The sequence below is a fragment of the Leisingera sp. SA32 genome (genome assembly GCF_056033425.1).
Genome location: NZ_JBVYHB010000002.1, coordinates 261,990 through 285,434, shown reverse-complemented (window position 1 = coordinate 285,434; position 23,445 = coordinate 261,990). Strand labels below are relative to the sequence as shown.

19 protein-coding genes and 1 tRNA gene are annotated in these 23,445 nt (G+C 63.7%); 8 read left to right on the top strand and 12 right to left on the bottom strand.

All coding sequences use genetic code 11. The features are described from left to right. Nucleotides 1-88: 88 nt before the first annotated feature. A complete protein-coding gene (locus tag AC0IPL_RS03980) occupies nt 89-526 on the bottom strand; it encodes an Lrp/AsnC family transcriptional regulator (RefSeq protein WP_474272336.1) in 438 nt (145 codons plus the stop codon). A gap of 106 nt (nt 527-632) precedes the next feature. Here AC0IPL_RS03980 and AC0IPL_RS03975 point away from each other — a divergent pair, with 106 nt between their 5' ends. From AC0IPL_RS03975 to AC0IPL_RS03965, 3 genes are read left to right on the top strand one after another with little or no spacing between them, the layout of a single operon-like run. Continuing rightward, nucleotides 633-1,790, top strand: coding sequence for a type III PLP-dependent enzyme (locus AC0IPL_RS03975; protein ID WP_474272335.1), 1,158 nt, complete (start codon nt 633-635; stop codon nt 1,788-1,790). A 54-nt stretch (nt 1,791-1,844) separates the two neighbouring features. Further along, nucleotides 1,845-4,142 (top strand): xanthine dehydrogenase family protein molybdopterin-binding subunit, encoded by a 2,298-nt coding sequence (locus tag AC0IPL_RS03970; RefSeq protein WP_474272334.1) that lies wholly within the window; start codon nt 1,845-1,847, stop codon nt 4,140-4,142. Further along, nucleotides 4,120-5,199: a DUF2235 domain-containing protein gene (locus AC0IPL_RS03965; protein WP_474272332.1), complete on the top strand. Its 1,080-nt coding sequence runs from the start codon at nt 4,120-4,122 to the stop codon at nt 5,197-5,199. The genes AC0IPL_RS03970 and AC0IPL_RS03965 overlap by 23 nt, the downstream gene beginning before the upstream one ends. A gap of 62 nt (nt 5,200-5,261) precedes the next feature. On the opposite strand, the gene AC0IPL_RS03960 is transcribed toward AC0IPL_RS03965, so the two are convergent. From AC0IPL_RS03960 to metF, 3 genes are all read right to left on the bottom strand, one after another. Beyond that, nucleotides 5,262-5,780, bottom strand: a complete 519-nt coding sequence (locus tag AC0IPL_RS03960; RefSeq protein ID WP_474272331.1) for a DUF2867 domain-containing protein — start codon at nt 5,778-5,780, stop codon at nt 5,262-5,264. 90 nt (nt 5,781-5,870) lie between these two features. After that, nucleotides 5,871-6,350 carry a PaaI family thioesterase gene (locus AC0IPL_RS03955; protein WP_474272330.1) on the bottom strand — a complete coding sequence of 160 codons (480 nt, stop codon included), beginning with the start codon at nt 6,348-6,350 and terminating at the stop codon, nt 5,871-5,873. A gap of 62 nt (nt 6,351-6,412) precedes the next feature. Further along, the gene (metF, locus tag AC0IPL_RS03950; RefSeq protein ID WP_474272329.1) at nt 6,413-7,282 is read right to left on the bottom strand and encodes a methylenetetrahydrofolate reductase [NAD(P)H]; all 870 of its coding nucleotides are present in this window, start codon (nt 7,280-7,282) and stop codon (nt 6,413-6,415) included. A gap of 99 nt (nt 7,283-7,381) precedes the next feature. Between metF and AC0IPL_RS03945 the strand changes: the two genes are divergently transcribed. Then, nucleotides 7,382-8,287, top strand: coding sequence for a LysR family transcriptional regulator (locus AC0IPL_RS03945; protein ID WP_474272328.1), 906 nt, complete (start codon nt 7,382-7,384; stop codon nt 8,285-8,287). 97 nt (nt 8,288-8,384) lie between these two features. Here the strand turns inward: AC0IPL_RS03945 and AC0IPL_RS03940 are convergent, their stop codons facing one another. Further along, the gene (locus AC0IPL_RS03940; RefSeq protein WP_474272327.1) at nt 8,385-9,404 is read right to left on the bottom strand and encodes an NADP-dependent oxidoreductase; all 1,020 of its coding nucleotides are present in this window, start codon (nt 9,402-9,404) and stop codon (nt 8,385-8,387) included. Between the two features lie 200 nt (nt 9,405-9,604). Here AC0IPL_RS03940 and AC0IPL_RS03935 point away from each other — a divergent pair, with 200 nt between their 5' ends. Beyond that, a complete protein-coding gene (locus tag AC0IPL_RS03935; RefSeq protein WP_474272326.1) occupies nt 9,605-10,390 on the top strand; it encodes an inositol monophosphatase family protein in 786 nt (261 codons plus the stop codon). 106 nt (nt 10,391-10,496) lie between these two features. Here AC0IPL_RS03935 and AC0IPL_RS03930 read toward each other — a convergent pair whose 3' ends face one another. From AC0IPL_RS03930 to putA, 3 genes are read right to left on the bottom strand one after another with little or no spacing between them, the layout of a single operon-like run. Further along, nucleotides 10,497-10,874, bottom strand: coding sequence for a GFA family protein (locus tag AC0IPL_RS03930; RefSeq protein ID WP_474272325.1), 378 nt, complete (start codon nt 10,872-10,874; stop codon nt 10,497-10,499). Nucleotides 10,875-10,885: 11 nt separating this feature from the next. Beyond that, nucleotides 10,886-11,656: a rhomboid family intramembrane serine protease gene (locus AC0IPL_RS03925; RefSeq protein ID WP_474272324.1), complete on the bottom strand. Its 771-nt coding sequence runs from the start codon at nt 11,654-11,656 to the stop codon at nt 10,886-10,888. A gap of 53 nt (nt 11,657-11,709) precedes the next feature. Next, the gene (putA, locus tag AC0IPL_RS03920; protein WP_474272323.1) at nt 11,710-15,123 is read right to left on the bottom strand and encodes a bifunctional proline dehydrogenase/L-glutamate gamma-semialdehyde dehydrogenase PutA; all 3,414 of its coding nucleotides are present in this window, start codon (nt 15,121-15,123) and stop codon (nt 11,710-11,712) included. 123 nt (nt 15,124-15,246) lie between these two features. On the opposite strand from putA, the gene AC0IPL_RS03915 reads away from it, so the two are divergent. Together AC0IPL_RS03915 and AC0IPL_RS03910 are read left to right on the top strand one after the other, a co-directional pair. Further along, nucleotides 15,247-15,717 (top strand): Lrp/AsnC family transcriptional regulator, encoded by a 471-nt coding sequence (locus AC0IPL_RS03915; protein WP_474272321.1) that lies wholly within the window; start codon nt 15,247-15,249, stop codon nt 15,715-15,717. Nucleotides 15,718-15,874: 157 nt separating this feature from the next. Next, nucleotides 15,875-15,960: transfer RNA gene (locus AC0IPL_RS03910), tRNA-Leu, on the top strand. A 95-nt stretch (nt 15,961-16,055) separates the two neighbouring features. Here AC0IPL_RS03910 and AC0IPL_RS03905 read toward each other — a convergent pair. Further along, on the bottom strand, nt 16,056-16,304 hold the full coding sequence (locus AC0IPL_RS03905; RefSeq protein ID WP_474272320.1) for a hypothetical protein: 249 nt from the start codon (nt 16,302-16,304) through the stop codon (nt 16,056-16,058). A gap of 325 nt (nt 16,305-16,629) precedes the next feature. Next, entirely contained in the window at nt 16,630-17,664 is a 1,035-nt protein-coding gene (locus AC0IPL_RS03900) for an IS110 family RNA-guided transposase (protein WP_474272319.1), read from the bottom strand. 413 nt (nt 17,665-18,077) lie between these two features. Here AC0IPL_RS03900 and AC0IPL_RS03895 point away from each other — a divergent pair, with 413 nt between their 5' ends. Continuing rightward, a complete protein-coding gene (locus AC0IPL_RS03895) occupies nt 18,078-19,472 on the top strand; it encodes a pyridoxal phosphate-dependent decarboxylase family protein (RefSeq protein WP_474272318.1) in 1,395 nt (464 codons plus the stop codon). Nucleotides 19,473-19,713: 241 nt separating this feature from the next. Here the strand turns inward: AC0IPL_RS03895 and AC0IPL_RS03890 are convergent, their stop codons facing one another. Next, complete coding sequence (locus tag AC0IPL_RS03890; protein WP_474272317.1) at nt 19,714-21,807, bottom strand: DUF6851 domain-containing protein; 2,094 nt, start codon at nt 21,805-21,807, stop codon at nt 19,714-19,716. Nucleotides 21,808-22,450: 643 nt separating this feature from the next. Further along, the gene (locus tag AC0IPL_RS03885) at nt 22,451-23,092 is read right to left on the bottom strand and encodes an acyl-homoserine-lactone synthase (RefSeq protein WP_474272315.1); all 642 of its coding nucleotides are present in this window, start codon (nt 23,090-23,092) and stop codon (nt 22,451-22,453) included. Nucleotides 23,093-23,445 lie beyond the last annotated feature (353 nt).

Sequence of the window (23,445 nt, the reverse complement as noted above, 5' to 3'; positions counted from 1 at the left end):
TAACAAAACCTTACCGCCTCTTTCCGGTCCGAATTACTCAAAACCTGCGCTGCAGGCGCTGAAGCCTGCGCGCGCAGGGCGCGCACCGTTATGACCCGGTGCGGTCCAGTTTGGTGGCCAGATGGATCAGGCTTTCCGAGGACCGCACACCGCGCGCGTCGGCGATCCGGTCGATGGTGTCGTCCAGCTCGGTGGTGCTGTGTGCGACGACCTGTGCCAACAGGTCGAACCGCCCGGATGTGGTGTGCACCACCTCGACGCCGCTCAGGGCACGCAACCGCGACAGAACCTCGGGGCCGGAGCGCGGCTCAATCGACATCAGCACGGTGGCCTGCAACGGTGGCCGCGCCGCGGCAGAGGTGCGCAACGTGTACCCGGTGATCACGCCGCTGGCCTCCAGCCGCTCGATCCGCGCCTGGACAGTGGTCCGCGCAAGACCCAGCAGGCGCGCGAGCTCGGACACAGGGCGGCGGGCGTTTTCCCGCAACAGGGCGACAAGACGCTGATCAGTGTCGTCAGATTTCATATTCTTTCCGCATTTTGACGATTGTTAACGCTGTTTTAGTCGAAATGAAGGGAGGAATCGACGACTCTTCAGCCGAGAATAATTTAACAGACAGAGGTTTAGATCGATGCAGCAAATTTCCCCGTTGTGGCTCTCGCCCGAATCCCACCTGGCCCGCACTGCGCCGGATCATCCGATCCTCTATTTCTCGCCGCGAGTCCTGCATGAGGTGGCGGGGCGGTTTCAGCGGGGGTTCCCCGGCCTTGTCACCTATGCGGTGAAGGCCAATCCGCATCCGGCGGTGCTGTCCAATCTGGTGGCTGCGGGCGTCACCGCCTTTGATGTCGCCTCCCCGGCCGAGATGGAGGCCGTGCGGGCAGCCAGCCCCGATGCGGTAATGCATTACAACAACCCGATGCGCTCTGCCGCCGAAATCGAGGCCGGGATCCGGCTGGGGGTGGCCAGCTGGTCGGTGGACGAGCTCAGCGAACTGGACAAGCTGGATGCGGTGCCGCGCACCTGCGAAATCGCGGTGCGCTTTGCCCTGCCCGTGTCCGGTGCGGCCTATGATTTTGGGAGCAAGTTCGGGACCGGGCCCAAGGAAGCCGTCGAGCTGTTGCAGCAGGTCGCGGCGCGGGGCTGGGTACCGGCGCTGTGCTTTCATCCCGGCACCCAATGCGAGGATGAGGCGGCCTGGGTCGAATACATCCATGTTGCCCGCAAGATCGTCGATGCCGCCGACGTGAGCATTGCCCGGCTGAATGTCGGCGGTGGTTTTGCGGCCAACCGGGATGGCGTTGCGCCTGATCTGGAGCGGGTGTTCGACGCCATTGATGCGGCCGCTCAACAGGCTTTTGGCGCCGAGAAGCCGGAGCTGATCTGCGAGCCGGGCCGGGCCATGGTGTCGGAATGCTTCACTTTGGCGGCCCGGATCAAGGGGATCCGCCGAAGCGGCGCAGTGGTGTTTCTGAACGACGGCATCTATGGCGGACTGGTGGATCTGCGCGACATGGGCCTGCCGGGCCGGGTTGAGGTGGTCGCCCCCGATGGCGTCCGCCGCACGGGCGCGCGTCAGCCGCGGGTGGTGTTCGGGCCGACCTGCGACAGTCTGGACCGGCTGCCGGACGGGCTGCCGCTGCCTGCGGACTGCGGCACCGGCGATTACGTGCTGTTTCCGGGGCTGGGGGCCTATTCCTCGGCCATGAGCACGCAGTTCAACGGCTATGGGCTGTCGGATGTGGCCACGGTGATCGAGCTCACTGGACAACCGCCCGCTGAGCGGTAGTCTCCTGCCCTGAATGACACCAGCGCGGCCAGGCCGTGCGGACAGGGGGCAAGCATGGACAAGTTCGGAAAAAGCCAGCCGGTGAAGCGGGTCGAGGACGCGAGGTTCCTGACCGGGCAGGGCAATTACATCGAAGATGCCGCCCCTGCGGATGCGCTGCGAGCCTGGGTGCTGCGCAGTCCGGTGGCGCATGGCACCATCACCGCGCTGGAGGTGGCGGATGCGCGCGCGAGCGAGGGCGTGCATGCGGTGCTGACCCTCGCGGATCTGGAAGCCGCAGGGCTGGACGTGGGGCTGGACGGCACCACCGTCAAGAACCGGGACGGCAGCGAGGGGGCTGCGCCGGAACGGCCGATGCTGGCCCGGGACCGGGTGCGATACGTGGGGGAGCCGGTGGCGGTGGTTGTCGCCGACACGCTGGAGCAGGCTCGCGACGCAGGCGAACTGATCGGGCTGGACATCGACGACCTGCCTGCCAAGCTGGATCTGTTTCCCGGCGGCGCGCCGCTGCACGCGGAGGTGCCGGACAACCGCGCCTTTGACTGGGGTATGGGCGACGAGGCCGCGACGGAGCAGGCGTTCAGCGCGGCGGCGCATACCGTATCCCTGCAAGTGGAAGACAACCGCATTATCGTCAACGCGATGGAGCCGCGTGGCTGCTTTGCCGAATGGCAGGATGGGCGGTTGCATTTCTGCTACGGCGGGCAAGGGGTCTGGGCGATGAAATCCCAGATGGCCGCCAAGCTGGGGCTGGAGGAGGCTGCGGTCAGGGTCACCACGCCGGATGTGGGGGGCGGCTTTGGCATGAAGGCAATGCCCTACCCGGAGTATTTTGTGGTGGCCCATGCCGCCCGGATGCTGGGGCGACCGGTGTTCTGGGTCGCAGACCGCACCGAATCCATGCTCAGCGACAACGGCGGGCGGGATCTGACGTCCTTGGCAGAGCTGGCCTTTGACGCGGACCTGAAGATCACCGCCTACCGGGTGACGACGCGCTGCAACCTCGGTGCCTACAACTCGCATTTTGGCCAACCGATCCAGACCCAGCTGTTCAGCCGGGTGCTGGCCGGGGTCTATGACATCCAGACCGCCTGGTTGCAGGTGGAGGGGATCTATACCAACACCACCCAGGTGGACGCGTATCGCGGCGCCGGTCGGCCAGAGGCGATCTATGTGCTGGAGCGGGTGATGGACCGCGCCGCGCGCCAGTTGGGGGTGGACCCGCTGGAGCTGCGGCGGAGGAACTTTATCAAGCCCGCCGCGTTTCCATATGGCACCGTGACCGGGGAGACATATGACGTCGGCGACTTCGATCTGGTGCTGAACCGCGCCGCTGAAGAGGCAGATCTCGAAGGATTCGCAGCCCGCCGCGCCGCAGATGGTAAACGCGGCAAGTATCGGGGCGTTGGCCTGTGTTACTATATCGAAAGTATTTTGGGTGATCCTTCGGAAGGCGCAGAAGTGGAGTTTCTGGAGGATGGCCGTGTGAACATCTATGTCGGCACGCAAAGCAACGGACAGGGGCATGAAACTGTCTATGCACAGTTTCTGGCTGACCAGAGCGGCATTCCGGCAGAGAATATCCAGGTCATTCAGGGCGACAGCGACCGCATCGCCCAAGGTGGCGGCACCGGCGGTTCGCGTTCGGTGACCACCCAGGCCAATGCCACGCTGGCAACGGTCGACACCATGGTGGCGGCCTTCACCCCGTTCCTAGCGGAACAGATGGGCGTTGACGCGGACGCGATTTCTTTTGACGGTGAAAGTTTCCGCGCGCCGGGGTCGAACCTGACGCCGACGCTGCTGGACGCCGCAGAGATGGCCCGCGCGCAAGGGCGGCTTGATCTGATGCGTCACGCGGCGCGGGCCAAGTTGCCGGGGCGCTCGTTTCCGAACGGCGCCCATGTGGCCGAGGTGGTGATCGACCCGGAGACTGGGCAATCCACGGTGGAGCGCTACACTGTAGTCGACGATTTCGGAAATCTGATCAACCCGATGCTGGCCGAAGGCCAAGTGCATGGCGGGGTGGCGCAGGGGCTGGGACAGGCCATGTTGGAGCGGGTCGTCTATGACGAAGACGGCCAGCTGCTGACCGCGACGTTCATGGATTATGCCATGCCGCGGGCCGATTCCGTTCCCATGATTGGCTTCACCTCACAGCCGGTGCCCTCAACCCAGAACCCGATGGGAATGAAGGGCTGTGGCGAGGCTGGGACGGTGGGCGCATTGGCCGCGGTGGCCAACGCGATGCAGGACGCGGTCTGGGACCAGGGGGTGCGGCAGATGGATATGCCGTTCACCCCGCAGAGAGTGTGGAAAGTGCTGAGGGATGTTTCTAAAGCAGCTGAGTAACAGGGTTCTTGAGTGGCTGGGACGGCCGCTGCGCTCGGAACATTCGGGCGAAACCCGGCTGCGTGGGCCGCAGGCCCATGTGATCATCCTTGATGGCACCATGTCGACGCTGGACGAGGGGCGCGAAACCCACGCGGGCAAGCTGTACCACCTGTGTCGCGAAATGTCCGGCCCGGTGTCGGTCTATTACGAATCCGGGGTTCAGTGGACCGGCTGGGGCAGCGCGCCCGATGTGATGCTGGGGCGCGGCATCAACCGCCAGATCCGCCGCGCCTATGGCTACCTGGCCTCGCGCTATCGCCCCGGTGACCAGATCTATCTGTTTGGCTATTCGCGTGGCGCCTATGCCGTGCGCTCGCTGGCGGGCGTGATCGATCGGATCGGGTTGCTGGAGGCGGAGCACGCCACGGTGCGCAACATCCGCACGGCCTATCGCCATTACCGGCTGAACGGGCGCAGCAAGACCGGCGCCGCCTTCAGCCGGGCCTACTGCCATGAGACGGTTGAAATCGAGATGGTCGGGGTCTGGGACACGGTCAAGGCACTGGGGTTGCGGCTGCCGCTGCTGTGGCGCTGGGCGGAGAAGCAACATAATTTCCACAACCACGAATTGGGCCACCACGTCAAAAGCGGCTATCACGCGCTGGCGCTGGACGAGACGCGCGATGTCTTCCACCCGGTGATGTGGGACACTCCCACCGACTGGGAAGGGCATGTGGAGCAGGTCTGGTTTCGCGGTGCCCATGGCGATGTGGGTGGCCAACTGGGCGGCTATGAGGTCGCGCGGCCGCTTGCCAACATCTCCCTGGTGTGGATGCTGGAAAAGGCCGAGGAACGCGGACTGCCGTTGCCGCTGGACTGGCGGATGCGGTTTTCGGTGGACCCCAATGCGCCATCGGTTGGCACCTGGCGCGGCTGGGGCAAGATTTTCCTGCTGCGCAGCCGCCGCCGGGTCGGGTTGGATCCCAGTGAACGTCTGCACAGCAGCGTCGAGGTGGCGCGGCCTACCAAGACGGCGACCGCCGCAGGCTGGCGGGCGATGTTCTCCAAGACCTGAACGCAGGAAACCTCACATGCGGGCGTGGGGCTGGTGCGTGTCGCCGAGTGCAGGGCCTGTCCTCAGCGCCGCAGCTGCGGTGCCTGCTCCATTGTCTGCCGCAACCGTTTCAGGGAGAGGCTCACGATCAGTTTGTGCGCAGGGCCCACGGGCAGCATGTAGGCGCGGCCGAACAGGGTATGGGTCTTGACTGAAGAGGTCACCGTGAGCACGCCGTCATGCGAGCTGAGACAGGTCATCACATCCAAGTGGCGGTCCCGCACCGCCAGGGTCAGGATACGTTCCGAGATGGCCTCAACCACAAAGAAATCCAGCTTGTCTCCGGTCTGGACGTTCTCGGGCACCTGGCCCGTGATGTTGCCGATCCGGCGGACGCCAAAACAGGCCGAGATCGCATCCCGCAGCCGGAACGCGAGTCGCAGACCAGGCAAGGGGCGTGCGTGCATCCGGCGCCAAGCCTCCAGCGGAGGGATCGGACGGGGCAGATCGGTGGAGCGGGTATCGAAAAAATCGAGCTCAGCCGGCGGGGCCAGAACCTGGATGCGCGCGGTGGCTGCCCGCGCGAGGGAGTTTGGCGGCATTCTCGCCCCTTCCGTGATGCTCTCGGGTGATGACCGCAAGATAAGCTACGGATTCGTAAAGACAAGGGCGCGAAAGTAGCAGGTGCTGCGCTAGGCTATCTTCATGATGATGCAAGTGGTGGAGCCGGTCGCGTAAAGCCGCCCGTCGGCGGTGCCGCGGATCTCGCCGTGCGCAACCCCGGTGGAGCGCCCAGCATGATCCACGGTGCCGGTACAGTCGATCTCGGTGCCGAGCGGGATCGGGCGCAGGATGTTAATCTTGTACTCAAGCGTGGTGTACACTGAGCCCTGTGGCACGCGGGTCATCACCGCGCAGGCCATCGCGCTGTCCAGCAATGTGCCGTACCAGCCGCCATGCACGGTGCCCATCGGGTTGGTGACGTGAAATTCCGGGGTGCCGCGGAACACGACCTCGCCTTCGCTGACCGCGTGGAGATGGTAGCCGAGCGTGCGCGCAATCGGTGGGCCGGGCAGATCGCCTGCCAGTATGCCTTGCATGAACTCCAGCCCGGACATCCGGGCGGTCTGATCGATCGTCAGCAGATCGGCGGGGGTTTCGGCGTAGAACATGGCGCGCGGTCCCTGATGAAGTTTTTCGTCCATTAGGGGCCGCGCGGGGATCTGTGCAACGCTTACGCTACGTTCTCCAGCGCCACCTTGGGGGTGACCCCCAGCGCGAAGCAGACGTCGCGGGTCAGTTCCGGGCGGTTCAGGGTGTAGAAATGCAGATTGCTCACGCCGCCCTCCAACAGGTCCGAGCAGAGCTCGGTGCACATGGCGGTCGCCAGCAGTTCCTCGCGGCCGTCGCGCACGGCCTTGTCAAAGGCATCCTCGACCCATTGCGGGATCACGGTGCCGCAGCGGCGGGCGAAGTTGCGGGCACCTTTCCAGTTTTCGATCGGCAGGATGCCGGGGGTCAGCTTGCTGCCGTCGATACCGGCTTTTTCGCAGGCGTCGCGGAAGCGGAAGAAGGTCTCGGCCTCGAAGAAGAACTGGGTCAGCGCCTCGTCGGCGCCGGCGTCCAGCTTGCGCTTCAGCCACTCTACATCGGCGTGGGGGTCGGTCGCATCAGGGTGCGGATCCGGGTAGGCGCCCACCTTGATGTTGAAGGTGCCACGGTCCGCCAGCGCCTCGATCAACTCGACCGAATGGGCAAAGCCTTCGGGATGCGGGGTGAATTTGCCCTCGCCCTTGGGCGGATCGCCACGCAGGGCGACGATTTCCTTCACCCCGGCCTCGGCGAACTGGTCGGCGATTTCCAGGGTTTCCGCCTTGGAGGCGTTGACGCAGGTGAGATGCGCCGCAACGTCCAGGCCGGAGGATTTGTGCAGCGTTGCCACCGCGTCGCGGGTCAGCGTACGGGTGGTGCCGCCGGCACCATAGGTCACCGACACAAACCGCGGTCCCATCGGAGCAAGCACCTGAACGGTATCCCAAAGCCGGAAGGAAGCTTCGAGATTTTTCGGCGGAAAGAATTCAAAGGAAATCTTGGGCGTCGGCATCTCAGGTCACTCGCTTGTTGTAATTTCATCCCTTGTTGCATGTGCAGCATTGTGAGACAATTTCATAATTCTCAAGAACAACATGAGCGACACCACAGGATGCACATCGAATTTCGTCACCTGCGCACCATCAAGGCCATCCATGAAGCCGGCGGGCTGGCCCGCGCAGCGGACCAGCTGAACATCACGCAAAGTGCGCTGAGCCACCAGGTGAAGGGGTTGGAGGAACAGGCCGGCGTCGAGCTGTTCATCCGCCGGTCCAAGCCGATGAAGCTGTCTCCCGCAGGTCAGCGGCTGCTCCGGTTGGCAGAGCAGGTTCTGCCGCAACTGGAGGCCGCACAAGCGGAATTTTCCTCCTTGCGGGATGGGCATACCGGGCGCATGCACATCGCCATCGAGTGCCACGCCTGTTTCGAATGGCTGTTCCCGGTGCTGGAGGGGTTCCGCAAGAATTGGGGCGACGTGGATGTGGACATCCGGCCCGGCCTTGCCTTTGACGCGCTTCCGGCGCTGCAAAAGGAGGAGGTGGATCTGGTGGTTTCCTCCGATCCCGAGGACATCGCCGGGGTCGAGTTCATCGAGCTGTTTGATTACAATCCTGTCTTTGTTGCCTCGGCGCAGCATCCGCTGGCGGCAAAACCATATGTCGAGGCGGAGGATTTCCGCGGTCAGGCGCTGATTACATATCCGGTGGAGAAATCGCGGCTGGATGTGTTCAGCCAGTTGCTGCTGCCCGCGGGGGTTGAGCCGGCCTCGATCCGCCAGGTGGAGCTGACGGCGGTGATCCTGCTGCTGGTGGCGTCGAATCGCGGCGTGTCGGTGTTGCCGGACTGGGTGGTGCGGGAGGTGAAATACTCCTCCGACTACGTGACGCGGCCACTGACCAAGGATGGCATCACCCGGCGGCTCTATGCCGCGATCCGCCGCGAGGACCGGGAAAAGCCTTTCATGCAGGAGCTGATCCGCCTCGCCAAGGTCGAAGCGCGCAAGCTGCAGCACCGATAGGTGCCGCAGGCAGGGAGGCGCGGAGCGGCCGGGCGCCGTTCCGGCGCCTGTGCCCGCTCCGCGCGGTTGCGCAATCCGGCCGAGGTCGGCGCGCGGTTCAGACCAGTTTGACGATCTGCTTGCCGGTATTGCCGCCCTGCATCATTGACAGGAAGGCCGCTGGCGCGTTTTCCAGTCCTTGGGCCGTGTCTTCCAGGTATTTGATCTCGCCGGAGGCAACCAGAGGCGCGACCTCCTTGAGGAACTCCGGGTAGCGGTCGTAGTGGTTGAAGATGATAAAGCCGTTCACCGACAGGAATTTGGTCAGCACGTCGCGCCAGACCGCCGGCGCGGTCAGGCCGGTCTCGGCGCCGTTGTACCAGGCGATCATGCCGCAGACGGGGATGCGGCCAAAGCTGTTCATGTTGGGCAGAACCGCTTCCAGCACCTTGCCGCCGACGTTTTCGTAGTAGATGTCGATGCCGTCCGGGCATTCGGCGGCGAGCGCCTCGCTCAGCGCGGCGGCGTCCGCATAGGCGCGGTGGTCAAGACAGGCGTCGAAGCCGAAGGTATCGACCGCCAACTTGCATTTTTCGTCGCCACCCGCGACGCCGACCACGCGCAGCCCGGCCTGTTTGGCCAACTGCCCCACCATAGAGCCGACCGGCCCGGTCGCCGCGGCAACCACCAGGGTTTCGCCCGCCTGCGGGCGACCATAGGCCTGCAAGCCATGCCAGGCGGTAAACCCCGGCATGCCCAGAACGCCAAGCGCGGTGGTGATCGGTGCCATATCCGGGTCCAGTTTGCGGACCTCCTCGGCGCGTGCTACCCCGTGGCTGGCCCAGCCGAACATGCCCAGCACAAAGTCACCGGGGTGCAGGCTGTCGCTGCCCGAGGCGATCACCTCGCCGACGCCCGCCGCTGTCATGGTTTCGCCGATCTCGACTGGCGGAGCATAGGATTTGCCTGCGTTCATGCGCCCGCGCATATAGGGGTCCAGCGACATATAGTGAACCTTGACAAGCACTTCGCCGTCGCCGGGCTGTGGCAGGTCACGGGTTTCGAGGCGGAAATTCTCTTCGCTGGCCTGGCCTTCGGGGCGGCTGGCCAGCACGATACGCTGCATCTGATCGGACATTGGGGATCTTCCTTTGTAGTGTCGGTGAGACATTGGGAATGTCGGGCGGTGATTTCAACCGCTTTGCTGTGGGTAACGATACCACAGCCGGTTCGCTGCTTTGCTGCAAAGCCCCTTGGCAAGCGGGGGCAGGGCGCGTATAGGCACGCTTTGACCCGGCATCTCCGCGACCCGACCCGACCTGACAGGACCGAACCGACATGATTGGCAGTGCAAACCTCAACGTGATGATCAAGGCCGCCCGCAAGGCAGGCCGCTCTCTGGTAAAAGACTTCCGCGAGGTCGAAAACCTGCAGGTATCGATGAAGGGTGCGGGCGACTTTGTGTCCAAGGCCGACATTGCCGCCGAGAAAATCCTGAAGGAAGAGCTGCGCAACGCCCGTCCGACCTATGGCTGGATTGCCGAAGAGGGCGGCGAGGAAGAGGGCGAGGATCCGACCCGACGCTGGATCGTCGACCCGCTGGACGGCACCACCAACTTCCTGCACGGGTTGCCGCATTGGGCGATCTCCATCGCGCTGGAGCACAAGGGCAAGATTGTCGCTGGGGTGGTTTATGACGCGGCCAAGGACGAGATGTTCTTTGCCGAGAAGGGCGCTGGCGCCTGGATGAACGACACCCGCATCCGGGTGTCGGGCCGTCACCGGATGATCGAGTCCATCTTTGCAACTGGCGTGCCGTTTGGTGGCCGGGCCGATCTGCCGCTGACGTTGCAGGATCTGGCGCGTCTGGCGCCTGCCTGTGCGGGTATCCGCCGCTGGGGCTCTGCCGCGCTGGACATGGCCTATGTGGCCGCGGGCCGCTACGAGGGCTTCTGGGAGCGCCGCCTGAATGCGTGGGATCTGGCCGCGGGCATCATCATCGTTCAGGAAGCCGGCGGGCTGGCCGAAGCGATTGATGCAGATGCTGGAATCATCGACAGCGGCTCGGTTGTCTGCTCGAATGAGCCGATCTTTGAGAGTTTCGCCAAGGTGATCCGCGGCTGAACTGGCCGAGATTATTCTGCGAGATCAAACGCGGCCTTCGGGTCGCGTTTTTTGTGCGCGATTGACCCGTTCAGGGTCGCCCCCCTGGCGGGCCGCCCGGAATAGGCTACTGGTCCGCCGGATGGTTGACACCGTCGTTCCAAGGGATCTCGCCATATGTCTCTGGGTGGGTTCGCGGATTGCCGCCGTCGATACAGCCGAGATTGACGCCGCATTCGCGCGGATCCGAGCGGCGCTGGTGGTGGGTGTAGATGCCGCAGGTCTTGCAGAAGTAGTGCTTCGCCGTATGGCTGCCCCAGGTGTAACGGCTGAGGTTCTCAGCGCCTTTCACCACCTTGAGACTGGCGGTGATGGCGGTGACCGCCGCCGCCCCGCGCCGCAGGCAAAACGAACAATCGCAGCGCGCGGCTGAAGCGAGCCCCTGGGGAAACGTCGCCTCTATTTCAACGGCGCCGCAGTGGCAGCTGGCTTTCAGTCGCGGCATTGCATGATCCTTTATTTGCCCCAAGGCCCTGGATTGCGCGGCTTGCGCGGCAGCTTGGGGACGCGGCTGGGGGCGTATCGGTCCCTGGCTTCAGGGTGGGGCGGCAGCCCGTGGGTCCTGTTCCAGAACGCCGGACCGCCACGGCGCAGCCACAGGGGCAGGCACAGCACCAGCCCGGCGGCGAACCCACCTGCGTGGGCCCAATAGGCGACGCCGCCCAGGTTGGGATCGGCGTTGAGCCCGCCCAGGAACTGCATCGCGAGCCACACGCCCAGCATCACGAAGGCAGGAATGGTAAAGATGCGGAAATAGACCACCAGCACCAGCAGGATGTCGACCCGTGCGCGCGGGAACATCAGCAAATAGCCGCCCATCACCCCGGCAATGGCCCCCGATGCACCCACCGTGGGAACCATAGAGCCAGGGGCAGAGATCACATGGATCACCCCGGCCCCGATGCCGCTGGCCAGATAGAAAAGCAAAAAGGGCAGGTGGCCCATCTCATCCTCGAGATTGTCGCCAAAGATCCACAGGAACAGCATGTTGCCGCCCAGATGCATCAAGCCGCCATGGATGAACATTGAGGTAAACAATGTCCCCAACGCGTAACCGTGGCTGATTTCGGCAGGCACGATCGCGTAGGCGTCATAGAAATAAGCCAGCGCGCGCGGGCTGGCATAGCTGGCCGAGTAGTAGACATGGGCCAGGATATTCACCGCCATCAGCAGGTAGACGACATAGGGCGTCCGGCCGGAGGGGTTGTGGTCGCGCAACGGAAACATGGGGGAACGCTGGGCCGAATGTGGCCCAGCGTCAAGCGCTTATGCGACGCAGCTTAGGCCATGCCGCCGAGCAGGTCGGCATTGCCGCCCGAGGCGGTGGTGTCGACACAGACATGGCGTTCTGCCAGCACGCGGGCGTGGTCGGGCGTGCCGGGGATCAGCGGGATGATCGGACCGTCGCGCTGTGCCAGCCGCTGTTCGATCTGGCGGGCGGTGGCCTCGTCGCCCCACCACAGAACGCCGGCTATGCCCGGCACGGTTTCCAGCTTGTCCAGCTCCAGCATGCCCTGGGCCTCGATCGCGGTGCCGCCGAGGCTGATGACTGCGCGGGCCTGTTCGGCGGCCGCCTGCGCCCCTGGACCCATGCACAGCAGCGGCGGGCGGGCAGAGACGGTCAGGCGGTTGGATTCACCGGTCGGGCCGGGCAGCGTAGTGGTCACCGGCTGTGCAGGGGTGCCACTGGCGGGCGGCAGGTCGGAGACCGTGCTGTCCCAGCGGGCGTCTGTCTGCTGTCGGTCCGGCGCGCAGAACCGGCTGAGGTACAGCGGGCCGCCTGCCTTTGGGCCGGTGCCCGATAGACCTTCGCCGCCAAAGGGCTGGCTGCCGACAATCGCACCGATCTGGTTGCGGTTCACATAGATATTGCCAGCGTGTACGCGGTCGCAGACATGCTGGACGCGGTCGTCGATGCGGGTGTGCAACCCGAAGGTCAACCCGTAACCGGTTGCATTGATGTCGGAAATCACCTTGTCCAGGTCTCGGGACTTGAACCGCGCCACATGCAGGACCGGGCCGAAGATTTCTTCCTCGAGGGCGCTGATGCCGGGAATTTCGATCAGCGTCGGGGCGACGAAGGTGCCCCCCTGCGGTGCGCGCAGCTCCTTCAACACGCGGCCTTCGGCGCGGGCCGTGTCGATATGGGCCAGAATGCCTTTGCGCGCCGTTTCGTCGATCACCGGGCCGCTGTCGGTGGACAGATGCCAGGGATCGTCCAGATGCAGGCAGTCCATCGCGCCCTTCAGCATGTTCAGCACGGTGTCGGCAATGTCGTCCTGCAAATACAGGCAGCGCAGCGCCGAGCAGCGCTGGCCAGCTGACTGGAAGGCGCTCTCGATCACCGCCTGCACGGTCTGCTCCGGCAAGGCGGTGCTGTCGACGATCATCGCGTTCAGCCCGCCGGTTTCCGCAATCAGCGGCGCGCCGGGTTTCAGGTGTTCGGCCATGGCGCGACGGATGCGCATCGCAGTGGCGGTCGAGCCTGTAAAGGCAACGCCGGCCACGCGCGGGTCCGAGGTGATGGCGGCGCCCACCACGCTGCCACGGCCCGGCACCAGCTGCATCGCGGCGCGCGGCACCCCGGCCTCGTGCATCAGCTGCACGGCGCGATGGGCGATCAGCGGAGTCTGGTCAGCCGGCTTGGCCAGCACAGCGTTGCCCGCGGCCAGTGCGGCCGCCACCTGGCCGGTGAAGATCGCCAGCGGGAAGTTCCAGGGCGAGATGCAGGAGAAGATGCCCGCAGGCGGCGCCGCGGGAATGCGGGCCGCATAATAGCGCAGAAAGTCCACGGCCTCGCGCAGTTCGGCTACCGCATCGGGAATGGTCTTGCCCGCCTCGCGCGCCAGGATGGCAAACAGCTCGCCGAAGTTTTCCTCATAGAGGTCGGCCGCGCGGTTCAGCACGGCGGCCCGTTCCTCGGCTGGGGCGTCCCAGGGTGCGGCGGCGCTGAGCGCAAGATCGATGTCGGCCTTGCTGCACTGCCTGACGCTGCCCACAACGCTGAGGTCGGATGGGCTGGTGACATCCTTGGCCGGTTCTGGCTGCGCCTCGCCGTTCAGCAGCGGGGCCGCCTGCCAGTGATGGTCGCGCCAGGGCGCGCGCGCCTCTTCGATCCGGGCCAGCGTCGGGGCGTGACCAAGGTCGAACCCTTTGGAGTTCGGGCGTTCCGGCGCATAAAGCTCGGGGCCGGTGGGGATCTTTCGGCTGATGTCGCCGATTTCGGCAAAGGGATCGGCTGCGACCACCTCGGGCGGGACGTTCTCATCCACGATCTGGTTCACGAAGGAGGAGTTGGCCCCGTTTTCCAGCAGGCGGCGCACCAGATAGGCCAGCAGGTCGCGATGGGCACCGACGGGCGCGTAGATCCGGCAGTTGGTCTTGTTCTGCTCCAGCACCATCTGGTGCAGCGTTTCCCCCATGCCATGCAGGCGCTGGAACTCGAACAGCTGCTTGTCGATGCCTTCAGACATGTGAAGGATTGCAGCAACTGTATGGGCGTTGTGGGTGGCAAACTGCGGGTAGATCCGATCGGTCATCCCCAGCAGTTTGCGCGCGTTGGAGATATAGGAGACATCGGTCAGCGCCTTGGAGGTGAAGACCGGGAAGCCGTCGACACCTTCGACCTGGGCCAGCTTGATCTCGGTGTCCCAGTAGGCGCCTTTCACCAGCCGCACCATGAAGCGGCGGTCGTATTTTTCGGCCATCTCGTGCAGCGCGTCCAGCGCCAACCCGGTGCGGGGGCCGTAGGCCTGCACCACCACGCCAAAACCGTCCCAGCCCGCCAGCGCAGGATCCGAGACCACAGCCTCGATTACCTCCAGCGACAGGGACAGGCGGTCGGCTTCCTCGGCGTCGACGTTAAGCCCCATCTTGGCGGCCTTGGCCAGCAGCGCCAGCGCCTTCAGACGCGGCACCAGATGTTCCATCACGCTGGCATCCTGCGCCAACTCATAGCGTGGATGCAGCGCTGACAGCTTGACGGAGATGCCGGGGTTCTTGCGGATGTCATCACTGTGGCAGGCGGCGGCAATGGCCGAGATCGCCTTGGAATACGACAGGTGATAACGGGCGGCGTCCGCTTCGGTGCGCGCCGCCTCGCCCAGCATGTCGTAGGAATAGGTATAGCCCTTGGCCTCCATGCCGGCGGCGCGGTTCATCGCGCTTTCGATGCTCTCGCCCAGCACGAACTGGCGCCCCATTTCCTTCATCGCGCGGCTGACGGCGGTACGGATCACCGGCTCGCCCAGACGTTTGATGGCGCCGCGCAGTGCGCCAATGGGGCTGCGCTCCTCATCCAGCACCTTGCCGGTCAGCATCAAGGCCCAGGTCGAGGCATTGACCAGCGAGGAGGTGGATTTGCCCAGGTGTTTGCCCCAGTCGGACGGCGCGATCTTGTCTTCGATCAGCGCGTCGATGGTGTCGGCATCCGGCACCCGCAGAAGCGCCTCGGCCAGGCACATCAGTGCCACGCCTTCCTCGGTGGACAGGCCGTATTCAGCGAGGAAAACCTCCATCAGGCCGGGGGCGGAATGGCCGCGGATGTCGCGCACCAGCGCCGCAGCGCGGGCGCTGATGCGGGCGCGGTCGTCTTCGCTCAGCGCGGCCTGTGCCACCAGCTGGTCGCGGATGGCGGTGTGGTCAACATAGGTGCCAGCGTCAATTCGGTGGCGCAGAGATGTGTTGGCAGTCATGTGCGGAAACTCCACAAAGGTGCAGGTCTTTCGTGAGTTCTATCTGCAAATTGGCAGGACAATCGCCCAAAAATCAAGTAATCACGGTTCGTGCGGGAACTATTGGGGGTAAATGGAGTGCAAATGAACTTTTCAGACTTGGACCGTTACGACATTGCGATTCTGAACGAGCTGAGCACCGATGGGCGCATTTCCATTGCCGATCTTGCGCGCCGGATCGGCCTGTCCAAGACGCCGACCCAGACACGGCTGAAACGGTTGGAGACGGAGGGCATCATCACTGGCTACCGGGCGCTGGTGGATCCGATCCGGCTGGGGCTGGATCACGTCGCCTTTGTCGAGGTGAAGCTGACCGACACCCGCGAGGCCGCGCTGGCCAAGTTCAACGCCGCCGTGACCCGGCTGCCGGAGGTGGAACAAGCGCATCTGATGGCCTCGCATTTCGATTACCTGCTGAAGGTGCGCACCCGCTCGATGAGCGATTACCGCGCGGTGCTGGGCGAAAAGATCTCTGCCTTGCCGCATGTGGCCTCGACCTCCACCTATGTGGCGATGCAGGCGGTCAAGGAGGATGAGGCGCTGGCACCTTTGTGAGGCGCCCCCCCGCGGCCCCGGCGCAGCTTCGTCGCAGGTCGGGCGCAACCATCGTCACAGTCGCGAAAAATGCGCCTGGTTCAGGCGAAAAGAGATTGTCGCCACCGTTCCGCAAGGCTAGACCAAGCATCGTGGCACAGCCGTCCGGCGCCACCCCGCGGACGTGGTGGAATGGTAGACACCGGAGACTTAAAATCTCCTGGCCTTATGGCCGTGCGGGTTCGAGTCCCGCCGTCCGCACCATTGATTTTAAAGAAAATTGCTCCCACGTCGGTTTGGGGAATTTGTGCGACCTGCGCTACTCACGCAGTCGAGTTTCGTTCCTGTTCTGGTCCAGGTTATTTTCGGCCCAGCTGGGCAGAGCGGGACGGGGCCTTGAGGCTTGCGCGTGCGCGGTGGTAGGCGACCATTTCGGCGCTCTGGTTTGTCACCGCCTGGATCTCGGCATCGCTGCACCCGGCCTCGGCAAGGCGGATGATCGCGAGCTTGCGAAGACCGTGCAGCACGTATTTCTCGGCCTTGGGTCCGAGACTGGTGCGCCACGTTCGAAGCGCCGTGGATAGGTTCGCGAACTTTGCAAAGGGCACTTCCTGCGCTTCGCTGACGCCGCTGCACGCCGCAGCATCAAAAGATGCCGCATCGCCTCACTGAAGGTCCGCTTCTCTAATTGGGCGTTTGGGTCAAGCTCGTTTTCCCTCCTTGTACGGGATCATTGTCGCTCATCCGGGTCACGCTTCTCTTCGCAGTCTGGGTGATGCCGGGTGAGGCATCGCTGCACGCATGTGTCGGATTGGTTGTGGAGAGCCTCGCTTTCGGACGCGCTTCTCGTTGCGCAGCAGACACTTTCGGCTTCTTCCACGAACCTCGTCCGGTGAGGACGATCCCGTTCAGTTTTGGTATTGGGCTATTAGGTCATGCCATGCCCTCCACCGTCCCTGAACGGAACTCGGCGCCATCTACCCACATGCGATGGAGCAGAACGGCCAGTTTGCGGGCGACAGCCACGACAGCGCGGCGGCGCCCCTTGGCGCGCATCAACCGCATTCCCCATGATTTGATCTGAGAGCCCGCCTTGGTTCGTACCAGCAAGGAGTTGGCGGCGGCGCAAAGTGTCGCCCTCACGTCTCGATCCCCGGCCTTGGATATTCGACCGGGATTATCTTGTTCACCGGACTGGTATCTTCGGGGCGTCAAACCAAAGTGAGCGGCCACGGTGCGAGATCGTTTGAAACGCGCGGGGTCATCAACCGCAGCCTTGAAGGTCAATGCTGTAACCGGGCCCACGCCGGGGGCCGTCATCAGGCGCAGGCAGACCTCATCCTGGCGGGCCGCGCGTTTGACCCTCCGGTCCAGTTCCAGGAAGTGTTGGTGCAGCACCAACCGGGCATCAAGCAGCGGCAGCAAGGCATGGGCCAACACCTCATCCATCTCGACAATTGGCCGGACCATATCGTCAAAGCTGCCTTGCTGCACTGTTTTGGGCAGGCGGATACCGAAGATCTTCAGAAGACCGCGCACTTCGTTGGCCAGATCAATGGTCTTGCTCAGCAGAGCTTTCCGTGTGCTCAGAAGCGCCCGAATGCCGTGCGCCTCCCGGCTCTTCATATGAACGGGGCTGAACCACCCCGTGCGCAGGACTTGAGCAATTCCCCGAGCATCGTTCCGATCCGTCTTGTTGCGCATCGCCGATAGTGCGGCGCTCACCTGACGCGCTTCCATACAGACAACTTCAAACCCTTCAGCCATCAAGCCGTAGTACAGGTGCTGACACATCGTACCGGCTTCAAAGCCAACACGCTCAATCGGAAAACGAAGCGCAGTCAGATAGCCGGAGATCTCCTCAATCTCACAAGGCAGTTCTTGTTCGTGCAGAACCGTGCCTTTGCCATCGACAACACAGACCGCGCAGGACCGCAGCGAAACGTCCAAGCCCGCGAAATACTCCATTCGAAATCTCCCATGTTCACAGATCTATTGTGATCCTATCGGGAGCTCGACCTCAGTTCAGGGTCCGCCCAATTACGCATGCTTTCGGGAAGGCGGCCCCGGAATTTCGCGCCTGCGGCGAAGTGCGCGCTGCGCTTAGTACAAGTGTCGCGTTTGGGCTTGGGGCAGTCATCTGGTGGTCAGCCAAGCTGCTCCGAGACTACGGAACTTCTGTTGCAGAGACGCATGTCAGCTCTGAGCCCATATTGACTGATGCTGGACGTCGAACATTTTGCAGAGATGCGCACAAAGCCGTCATTGATCCGGTTCGGGTTCGGGGCCTTGGCAAAATTGCGCTGAAAAAACGCATGTTTCGGGTCGATGCAACTATTCCGCACAGGTAATTTCACACCAAGCAAAAACAGGAATTTCCGATGCATGGACGCGACGCACTCTTCCCGAATTTTGATAAACTGACGGACGCCGAGAACGCCTTGACAGAACGTTTGAGCAGGGTGCGCCGCGACTACGCCACGCGCAATGCGACCTCGGCTGAGTTAACGCCTGGTTGGTTGGGAGAGTTGAAAGCGAAACGGTTTGAACAGGCGGAAGACCTCGAACCCCTGATGGAATGGGTAATCGACGCACTCGATACCGGCAGTGTGCAGATGACACATCCGGGGTACCTCGGCCTGTTTAATCCGGCACCTACGTTTGCCGCAGAATGTGCAGACCGGATCGCATCGGCGTTCAATCCTCAAATCTGCGTGTATTCCCACGCACCTGCCGCCGTTGAAATCGAACGGCATGTCATCAAGGAAATGGCCCGGCGTGCCGGGCTTCCAGAGGGGTCCGGAGGGCATTTTACCAGTGGTGGTGCCGAGGCCAATTCGACAGCTGTTTTATCTGCGTTGCAGGCCAAATGTCCAGAATACAGCGACAGAGGCATCTATGAGTTCGGCGGACAGCCTACGGTTTACGTCTCCAAGGAAAGCCACCTTGCTTGGTTGAAGATCGCGCATTCAGCAGGAATCGGGCGTAACGCCATTCGATTGATCGCAACAGACGGCAATGGGCAGATGGACGCTGGTTGCCTGGCGACCGCCATTGATGAGGATTTGGGAAGCGGGTGTGTCCCGGTCCTGATCGTGGCCACGGCTGGCACCACAAATGCCGGGATGATTGATCCTCTCAAAGGGTGTAGCGCTCTGGCGCAAGCGCATGGCCTGTGGTTTCACGTTGACGCGGCTTGGGGTGGCGCGATGATTGCCTGTACGGCAGGGCAGTCAGTATTGGATGGCATCGAACAGGCGGATTCGATCACGATCGACGCGCATAAATGGTTTGCCACCACGATGGGTGCTGGCATGTTCCTGACCTCTCGCCCTGACATACCGGCACAGGTTTTCCGGATCTCGGCAAGCTACATGCCAGAAAGCGAGGCAGCCAAGGATTTCTACGTGAATTCCAATCAGTGGTCACGCCGCTTCGTGGGGTTGCGCTTGTTCCTCGCCCTTGGCGCCGCCGGATGGGACGGCTACGCGGATCATGTAAAACGCTCAATTCGACTGACCGATAGGTTCACGGAAAACTTGAAGAAGGCGGGGTGGTCGCAGGCAAACGGGTCTCTCATTGGAGTGAGTTGCATGGTTCCGCCGGAAGGGCACGACTCCGTGCAGCAATATATTGATGCGGTTCACGCGGATGGGCGGTTCTGGATTTCCAAGGCAATGTTTGAGGGAAAACCGGTACTGCGCGCCTGCGTCACGAATGGGCGCACAGACGAAGCGACCATTGACCAGCTTACTGATTTCCTGACGACGCCTTGAGGCGGAGAGAAGAGCGCCGGCCTTTCTAATGGCGTGTTGCGACCATCCCGAAATGTCACCGGCTGCGCAAAGCAGGAATGTCACCAAGACCGACGACGATGTGGCACCACCCCACGAACTGATCCGGCTCTGTCGCAGGGCGGGCTGGCTTCAGCTGGTCTTATTGCCAAGGACCTCTTTGCGGGCCCGCTTATCCGTTGTGCCGCGGCGCACCGGGCGGAAACAGCCGCCCCCCCCCCGGCTAGCCGAGCAAGTCGAAGGTTTCGCCCGTGGCGGCAGCCCGCAGGCTGATCTGCGCCGCATCGGCCCCGTCCACCAGGGTCCAGAGCAGCTCTGCGCTGGGGCGATGAAACACAAAGGCCTCGGCTACCGTCTCATCGCCCGCCGACCCTTCGGCATGGGCGAAGACCAGCTCGAAATCCTCTTGCGCCGCCTCTGCGCCGCCAAAGACCAGCTCATCTCCTTCCACCGAACTGAAGTCCCGGATCCAGTCCGGTCCCTGCTCCGGCGGGCCGCTGTGGACGAAACGGTCCGCGCCGGCGCCCCCCTCCAGCGTATCCTCGCCGCGACGGCCGTTCAGCCGGTCATCACCGCGGCCGCCGATCAGCGTGTCGCGGCCCTTGCCGCCGCGCAGGACATCTGCACCGCCGCCGCCCTGCAGCGTGTCGTGGCCGCTGCCGCCGGCCAGCGTGTCCTCGCCCCGGGCGCCGCGCAGCCGGTCCGCGCCGGCGCCCCCTTCGACCAGATCCGCGCCTGCGCGTCCCCGCACCACGTCATCGCCGGGCCCGGCCACCAGCAGCCCGCCCTCAGCGGTGGCGGTAAGCCGGTCATCGCCGGCCCGGCTGAACAGCGCCAGCCAGCGCGACTCGGCCTGGTCGGCAATCTCCTCGCCCATATCCTGGCCCCGCAGGTTGCCGTCCATGATGTGGATGCCGCCGTACAGCCTGCTTTCCCCGGCCTCCGCCGCGGCCTCGGTCAGCGTCGCCCATTGCAGCACAACCGGGTTTTCGCCGCTGCCGAACTCCTCGAAGGACAGGCTGGTGGCCACATACTGGCCGATCAGGTCGGTCCCGGCGACGCCGTCCAGATCGTAGTTGCCGTAGCTGCTGCCGTCATAGAAGCGGTCCGAGCCGACGAAACTGGCGATGGTCTGCGCCGCCGCCACAGAAAAGGTGGAATGGCCCGAGACGAACTCGGGGAAGGGCGGGGTCACGAAGGTGACATTCTGGTAGGGCTGCCAGTCCTGCCCCGGCATGGTGACCGTGCCCCGGTTCGGCCCGCCCCAGGCCTCGATCTCCTGATCCATGTAAAGGTGGCGGATGGCCGATTGCGGACGGATGTAGTTGTAGTGGTACTTTGCCTCCCAGGTGGCGATGCCGGCATCAAACAGCGCCGCATTGAGCGCAAAGAACAGCTTTGCATCCTCGTCGAGACCGTGACCTTCGCGCAGGGCGATGTCCTGGGCAATCTGGTTCCAGTGGCCCGGCGGCGATTCCGTGCGCGGTCCGTCCGCCCAGTATTCCGCGATCACCTTCTGCTCGGTGCTGAGCGCGGCGCTCATCTCCAGCACCTGCGCGATCTGGTCCCGCCAGGCCTGGTCGCCGGTGGTCACCCTGCCCAGGCTGTCGGTGTAGAGGCCATGATCCCCCAGCTGCGGCGGCGGCGGCGGTCGGAACTGATCCCCCGAGCGCAGCGCAAAGGGGGTAACGCCCCCCCAATGCGGGGTCAGCGCGGTCTGATCAGCATAAGTGGAGGGATCGCCGTTGTCATAGACCGGCACGCCATCCGCGTCGGTCAGCGTCCCGTTCGGCACCCGAAGGGGCTGCCATTGGTTGGGGTCAAATTCCGGCCCGCCGGCGCCACCCGGAGCGCTGTCGTCGGGGCTGTTCACCGGCACAAAGCCCGTGGTGTCGGCCCAGCCACCCTCGCGGTTCGACCCGTCGCCATCCCGGGCCGCGAGCACATCGGCGGCCGCCCGGTTTCCCAGTCCGGCGGCGGTGGCGGGATCGGTTGCGGTCTGCGCCGGATCATAGCCCAGCTCCTCCATGAAATCGGCGAAATTTTCCGTCCGGTCCGGGAACAGAGTGCTCAGCATGCGGTAGGCTGCATAGCTCACCGCTTCGGCCTTGTTGGTCTCGGTGTGTTCCTCCGCCGGGCGCGAAATGGCGCTGTACTGGCCATAGGCGGCGCTGTCATAGGCGGCCCAGGCATCATACACCGCGGCCGAGACCAGATAGAGTTCGTAGGTTGTGGCGGTAGGCTTGGCGTCCCCGGCACGGATCGCCTCAAGCATCACCTCGTTCCACTGGGCGACAATGGATTGTTCTTCGGACATGCACATGGTCCTCGCTGACGCAGGAGCGGCGGCCCGGTAGCGGGCCGCTCAAGAAATCGTGAGATCCCCATTTTGGCGATGCGGCGGAGGCGGCACTATCCCCGTTTGGGGACATTCGGACGGGGCCGTTCCGGTCCGGCTCAAGGAATTTCCGACCCGCCCCGTGCCGCGGCCTTGTGGACCTAAGGCCTCAGCGGCGGCGAGGGCCGGGCGCGGGCCGCCGTCATCCCAGGGTCCGGACCGGCCGGAAGGGGCGGCCGGTCGGCCCCGGCCGTGTTGCAACCATCCAGAAATGCCACCGGCTGCGCAAAGCAGTATCCGTGTTGGGGAAGCGTATTATTCGGCCCATGAACTTCCCTGCATAGGCCGCCAGTTGTGTTGTTCCACCCCGGCCGGCGCGGTCCGCACCACCTCGGCGACTGGTCATCCGTCTCTCAAAGACACGCGCATTGTTTGAGCGAGCACGTGTTTCATGCAAAGTGCGCGTCATATTCACTAGCCAAGACGCACTGTGAGAACCAATAGAGATGCCCCGGACGCGACCCGTCAGTGTGCGAAGAAGCGGCAGACCTCTGGGCCCTTCACGTTTTTCCTGGACGCGTTTGACCCGCAGGGCAGGCCTGTCGCTGGTTGTGCAACCCTGCTAACGACTTGCCCGCAAGGGTGCCGTGCTGTCCACCAGACTGGAAGCCTGGGTGTGAAGACGCGTGGCATTCACCGTGATCTGATAGGCTTGGCAGGTCTCGCCGCCAACTTCAAAACGTGGGCCTCGTTGGGTCATGGTCAAACCGGCTCGGCGCGTCAGCAGCGCGGCGGTCACGGACGTGAGACACAGGAAACTGTCGATATCCCGCTCCTGCGAGAGGCGTGCAAAGTTCAGGCCCAATTCCCGCCGGACACGCATTCGGTCGCGGCTGCTCAACGAATCATCAACAAAAACCCTGCTGACCTCCCAAATCCTCGGTTCCTGCGGAGCGGGGGCATCGAGGATGTCGGACGGCAGGTCCGGCAATAATCCCAGCTGTGCATCCCGCAGCATGTAGCTTGCGTTAAAACAGCGTGCGGTTGTGGGTGTCACCCGGAAGCCACCATGCACGTTCAACCCATCGTGGATCGCGCAGTAGACGCTTTGCGGGGTATCATACTGATCGAATTCGAGCCCTCGGGCATTCGGTAAATCCCAGCCCCTAGCTTCGATGAAGTGGTGATACCGAGCCCGCATAAGCTCGGTGAACAGGCCCCCGGTCCTGTGTAGATCGTCGAAGGTGATTTCTGTCGATTGCATTTAGGGGTCGACCGCCTGCTGTGCTTTCTTGACGAAAGTATCGGGGTATTTTCTGAAAATTTAAAGAAAATATTGAAGAAAAAAGGTAAATTTTAGATTAACGATGGCTGTGCGGCGGAGCAGATAGGTCTCAGCGAGAGAGCCAACCGAGGCGCAGAGGCGGCAGACCACAAGGTCAACTGCGCGGCGCCGTGTGTAGCCTGGCGGTTGCACATGGCGGCACCCAAACGCAGCTGGACGAGGGGGGCTGTTTGACGCGTCACCGCAGGACTTGCTGCGCTGAGGCAATGGTTTTCACCGGTCCGGGCTCGTTCACCCTAGGGGTGAGGGGCTGGGCCCGTCCTGACCCGCCT

Bases quoted from the DNA above. Each gene is read 5' to 3' on its own strand.
- AC0IPL_RS03980 (WP_474272336.1), bottom strand. From the start codon at position 526: ATGAAATCTGACGACACTGATCAGCGTCTTGTCGCCCTGTTGCGGGAA.
- AC0IPL_RS03975 (WP_474272335.1), top strand. From the start codon at position 633: ATGCAGCAAATTTCCCCGTTGTGGCTCTCGCCCGAATCCCACCTGGCC.
- AC0IPL_RS03970 (WP_474272334.1), top strand. From the start codon at position 1,845: ATGGACAAGTTCGGAAAAAGCCAGCCGGTGAAGCGGGTCGAGGACGCG.
- AC0IPL_RS03965 (WP_474272332.1), top strand. From the start codon at position 4,120: ATGTTTCTAAAGCAGCTGAGTAACAGGGTTCTTGAGTGGCTGGGACGG.
- AC0IPL_RS03960 (WP_474272331.1), bottom strand. From the start codon at position 5,780: ATGCCGCCAAACTCCCTCGCGCGGGCAGCCACCGCGCGCATCCAGGTT.
- AC0IPL_RS03955 (WP_474272330.1), bottom strand. From the start codon at position 6,350: ATGTTCTACGCCGAAACCCCCGCCGATCTGCTGACGATCGATCAGACC.
- metF (WP_474272329.1), bottom strand. From the start codon at position 7,282: ATGCCGACGCCCAAGATTTCCTTTGAATTCTTTCCGCCGAAAAATCTC.
- AC0IPL_RS03945 (WP_474272328.1), top strand. From the start codon at position 7,382: ATGCACATCGAATTTCGTCACCTGCGCACCATCAAGGCCATCCATGAA.
- AC0IPL_RS03940 (WP_474272327.1), bottom strand. From the start codon at position 9,404: ATGTCCGATCAGATGCAGCGTATCGTGCTGGCCAGCCGCCCCGAAGGC.
- AC0IPL_RS03935 (WP_474272326.1), top strand. From the start codon at position 9,605: ATGATTGGCAGTGCAAACCTCAACGTGATGATCAAGGCCGCCCGCAAG.
- AC0IPL_RS03930 (WP_474272325.1), bottom strand. From the start codon at position 10,874: ATGCCGCGACTGAAAGCCAGCTGCCACTGCGGCGCCGTTGAAATAGAG.
- AC0IPL_RS03925 (WP_474272324.1), bottom strand. From the start codon at position 11,656: ATGTTTCCGTTGCGCGACCACAACCCCTCCGGCCGGACGCCCTATGTC.
- putA (WP_474272323.1), bottom strand. From the start codon at position 15,123: ATGACTGCCAACACATCTCTGCGCCACCGAATTGACGCTGGCACCTAT.
- AC0IPL_RS03915 (WP_474272321.1), top strand. From the start codon at position 15,247: ATGAACTTTTCAGACTTGGACCGTTACGACATTGCGATTCTGAACGAG.
- AC0IPL_RS03900 (WP_474272319.1), bottom strand. From the start codon at position 17,664: ATGGAGTATTTCGCGGGCTTGGACGTTTCGCTGCGGTCCTGCGCGGTC.
- AC0IPL_RS03895 (WP_474272318.1), top strand. From the start codon at position 18,078: ATGCATGGACGCGACGCACTCTTCCCGAATTTTGATAAACTGACGGAC.
- AC0IPL_RS03890 (WP_474272317.1), bottom strand. From the start codon at position 21,807: ATGTCCGAAGAACAATCCATTGTCGCCCAGTGGAACGAGGTGATGCTT.
- AC0IPL_RS03885 (WP_474272315.1), bottom strand. From the start codon at position 23,092: ATGCAATCGACAGAAATCACCTTCGACGATCTACACAGGACCGGGGGC.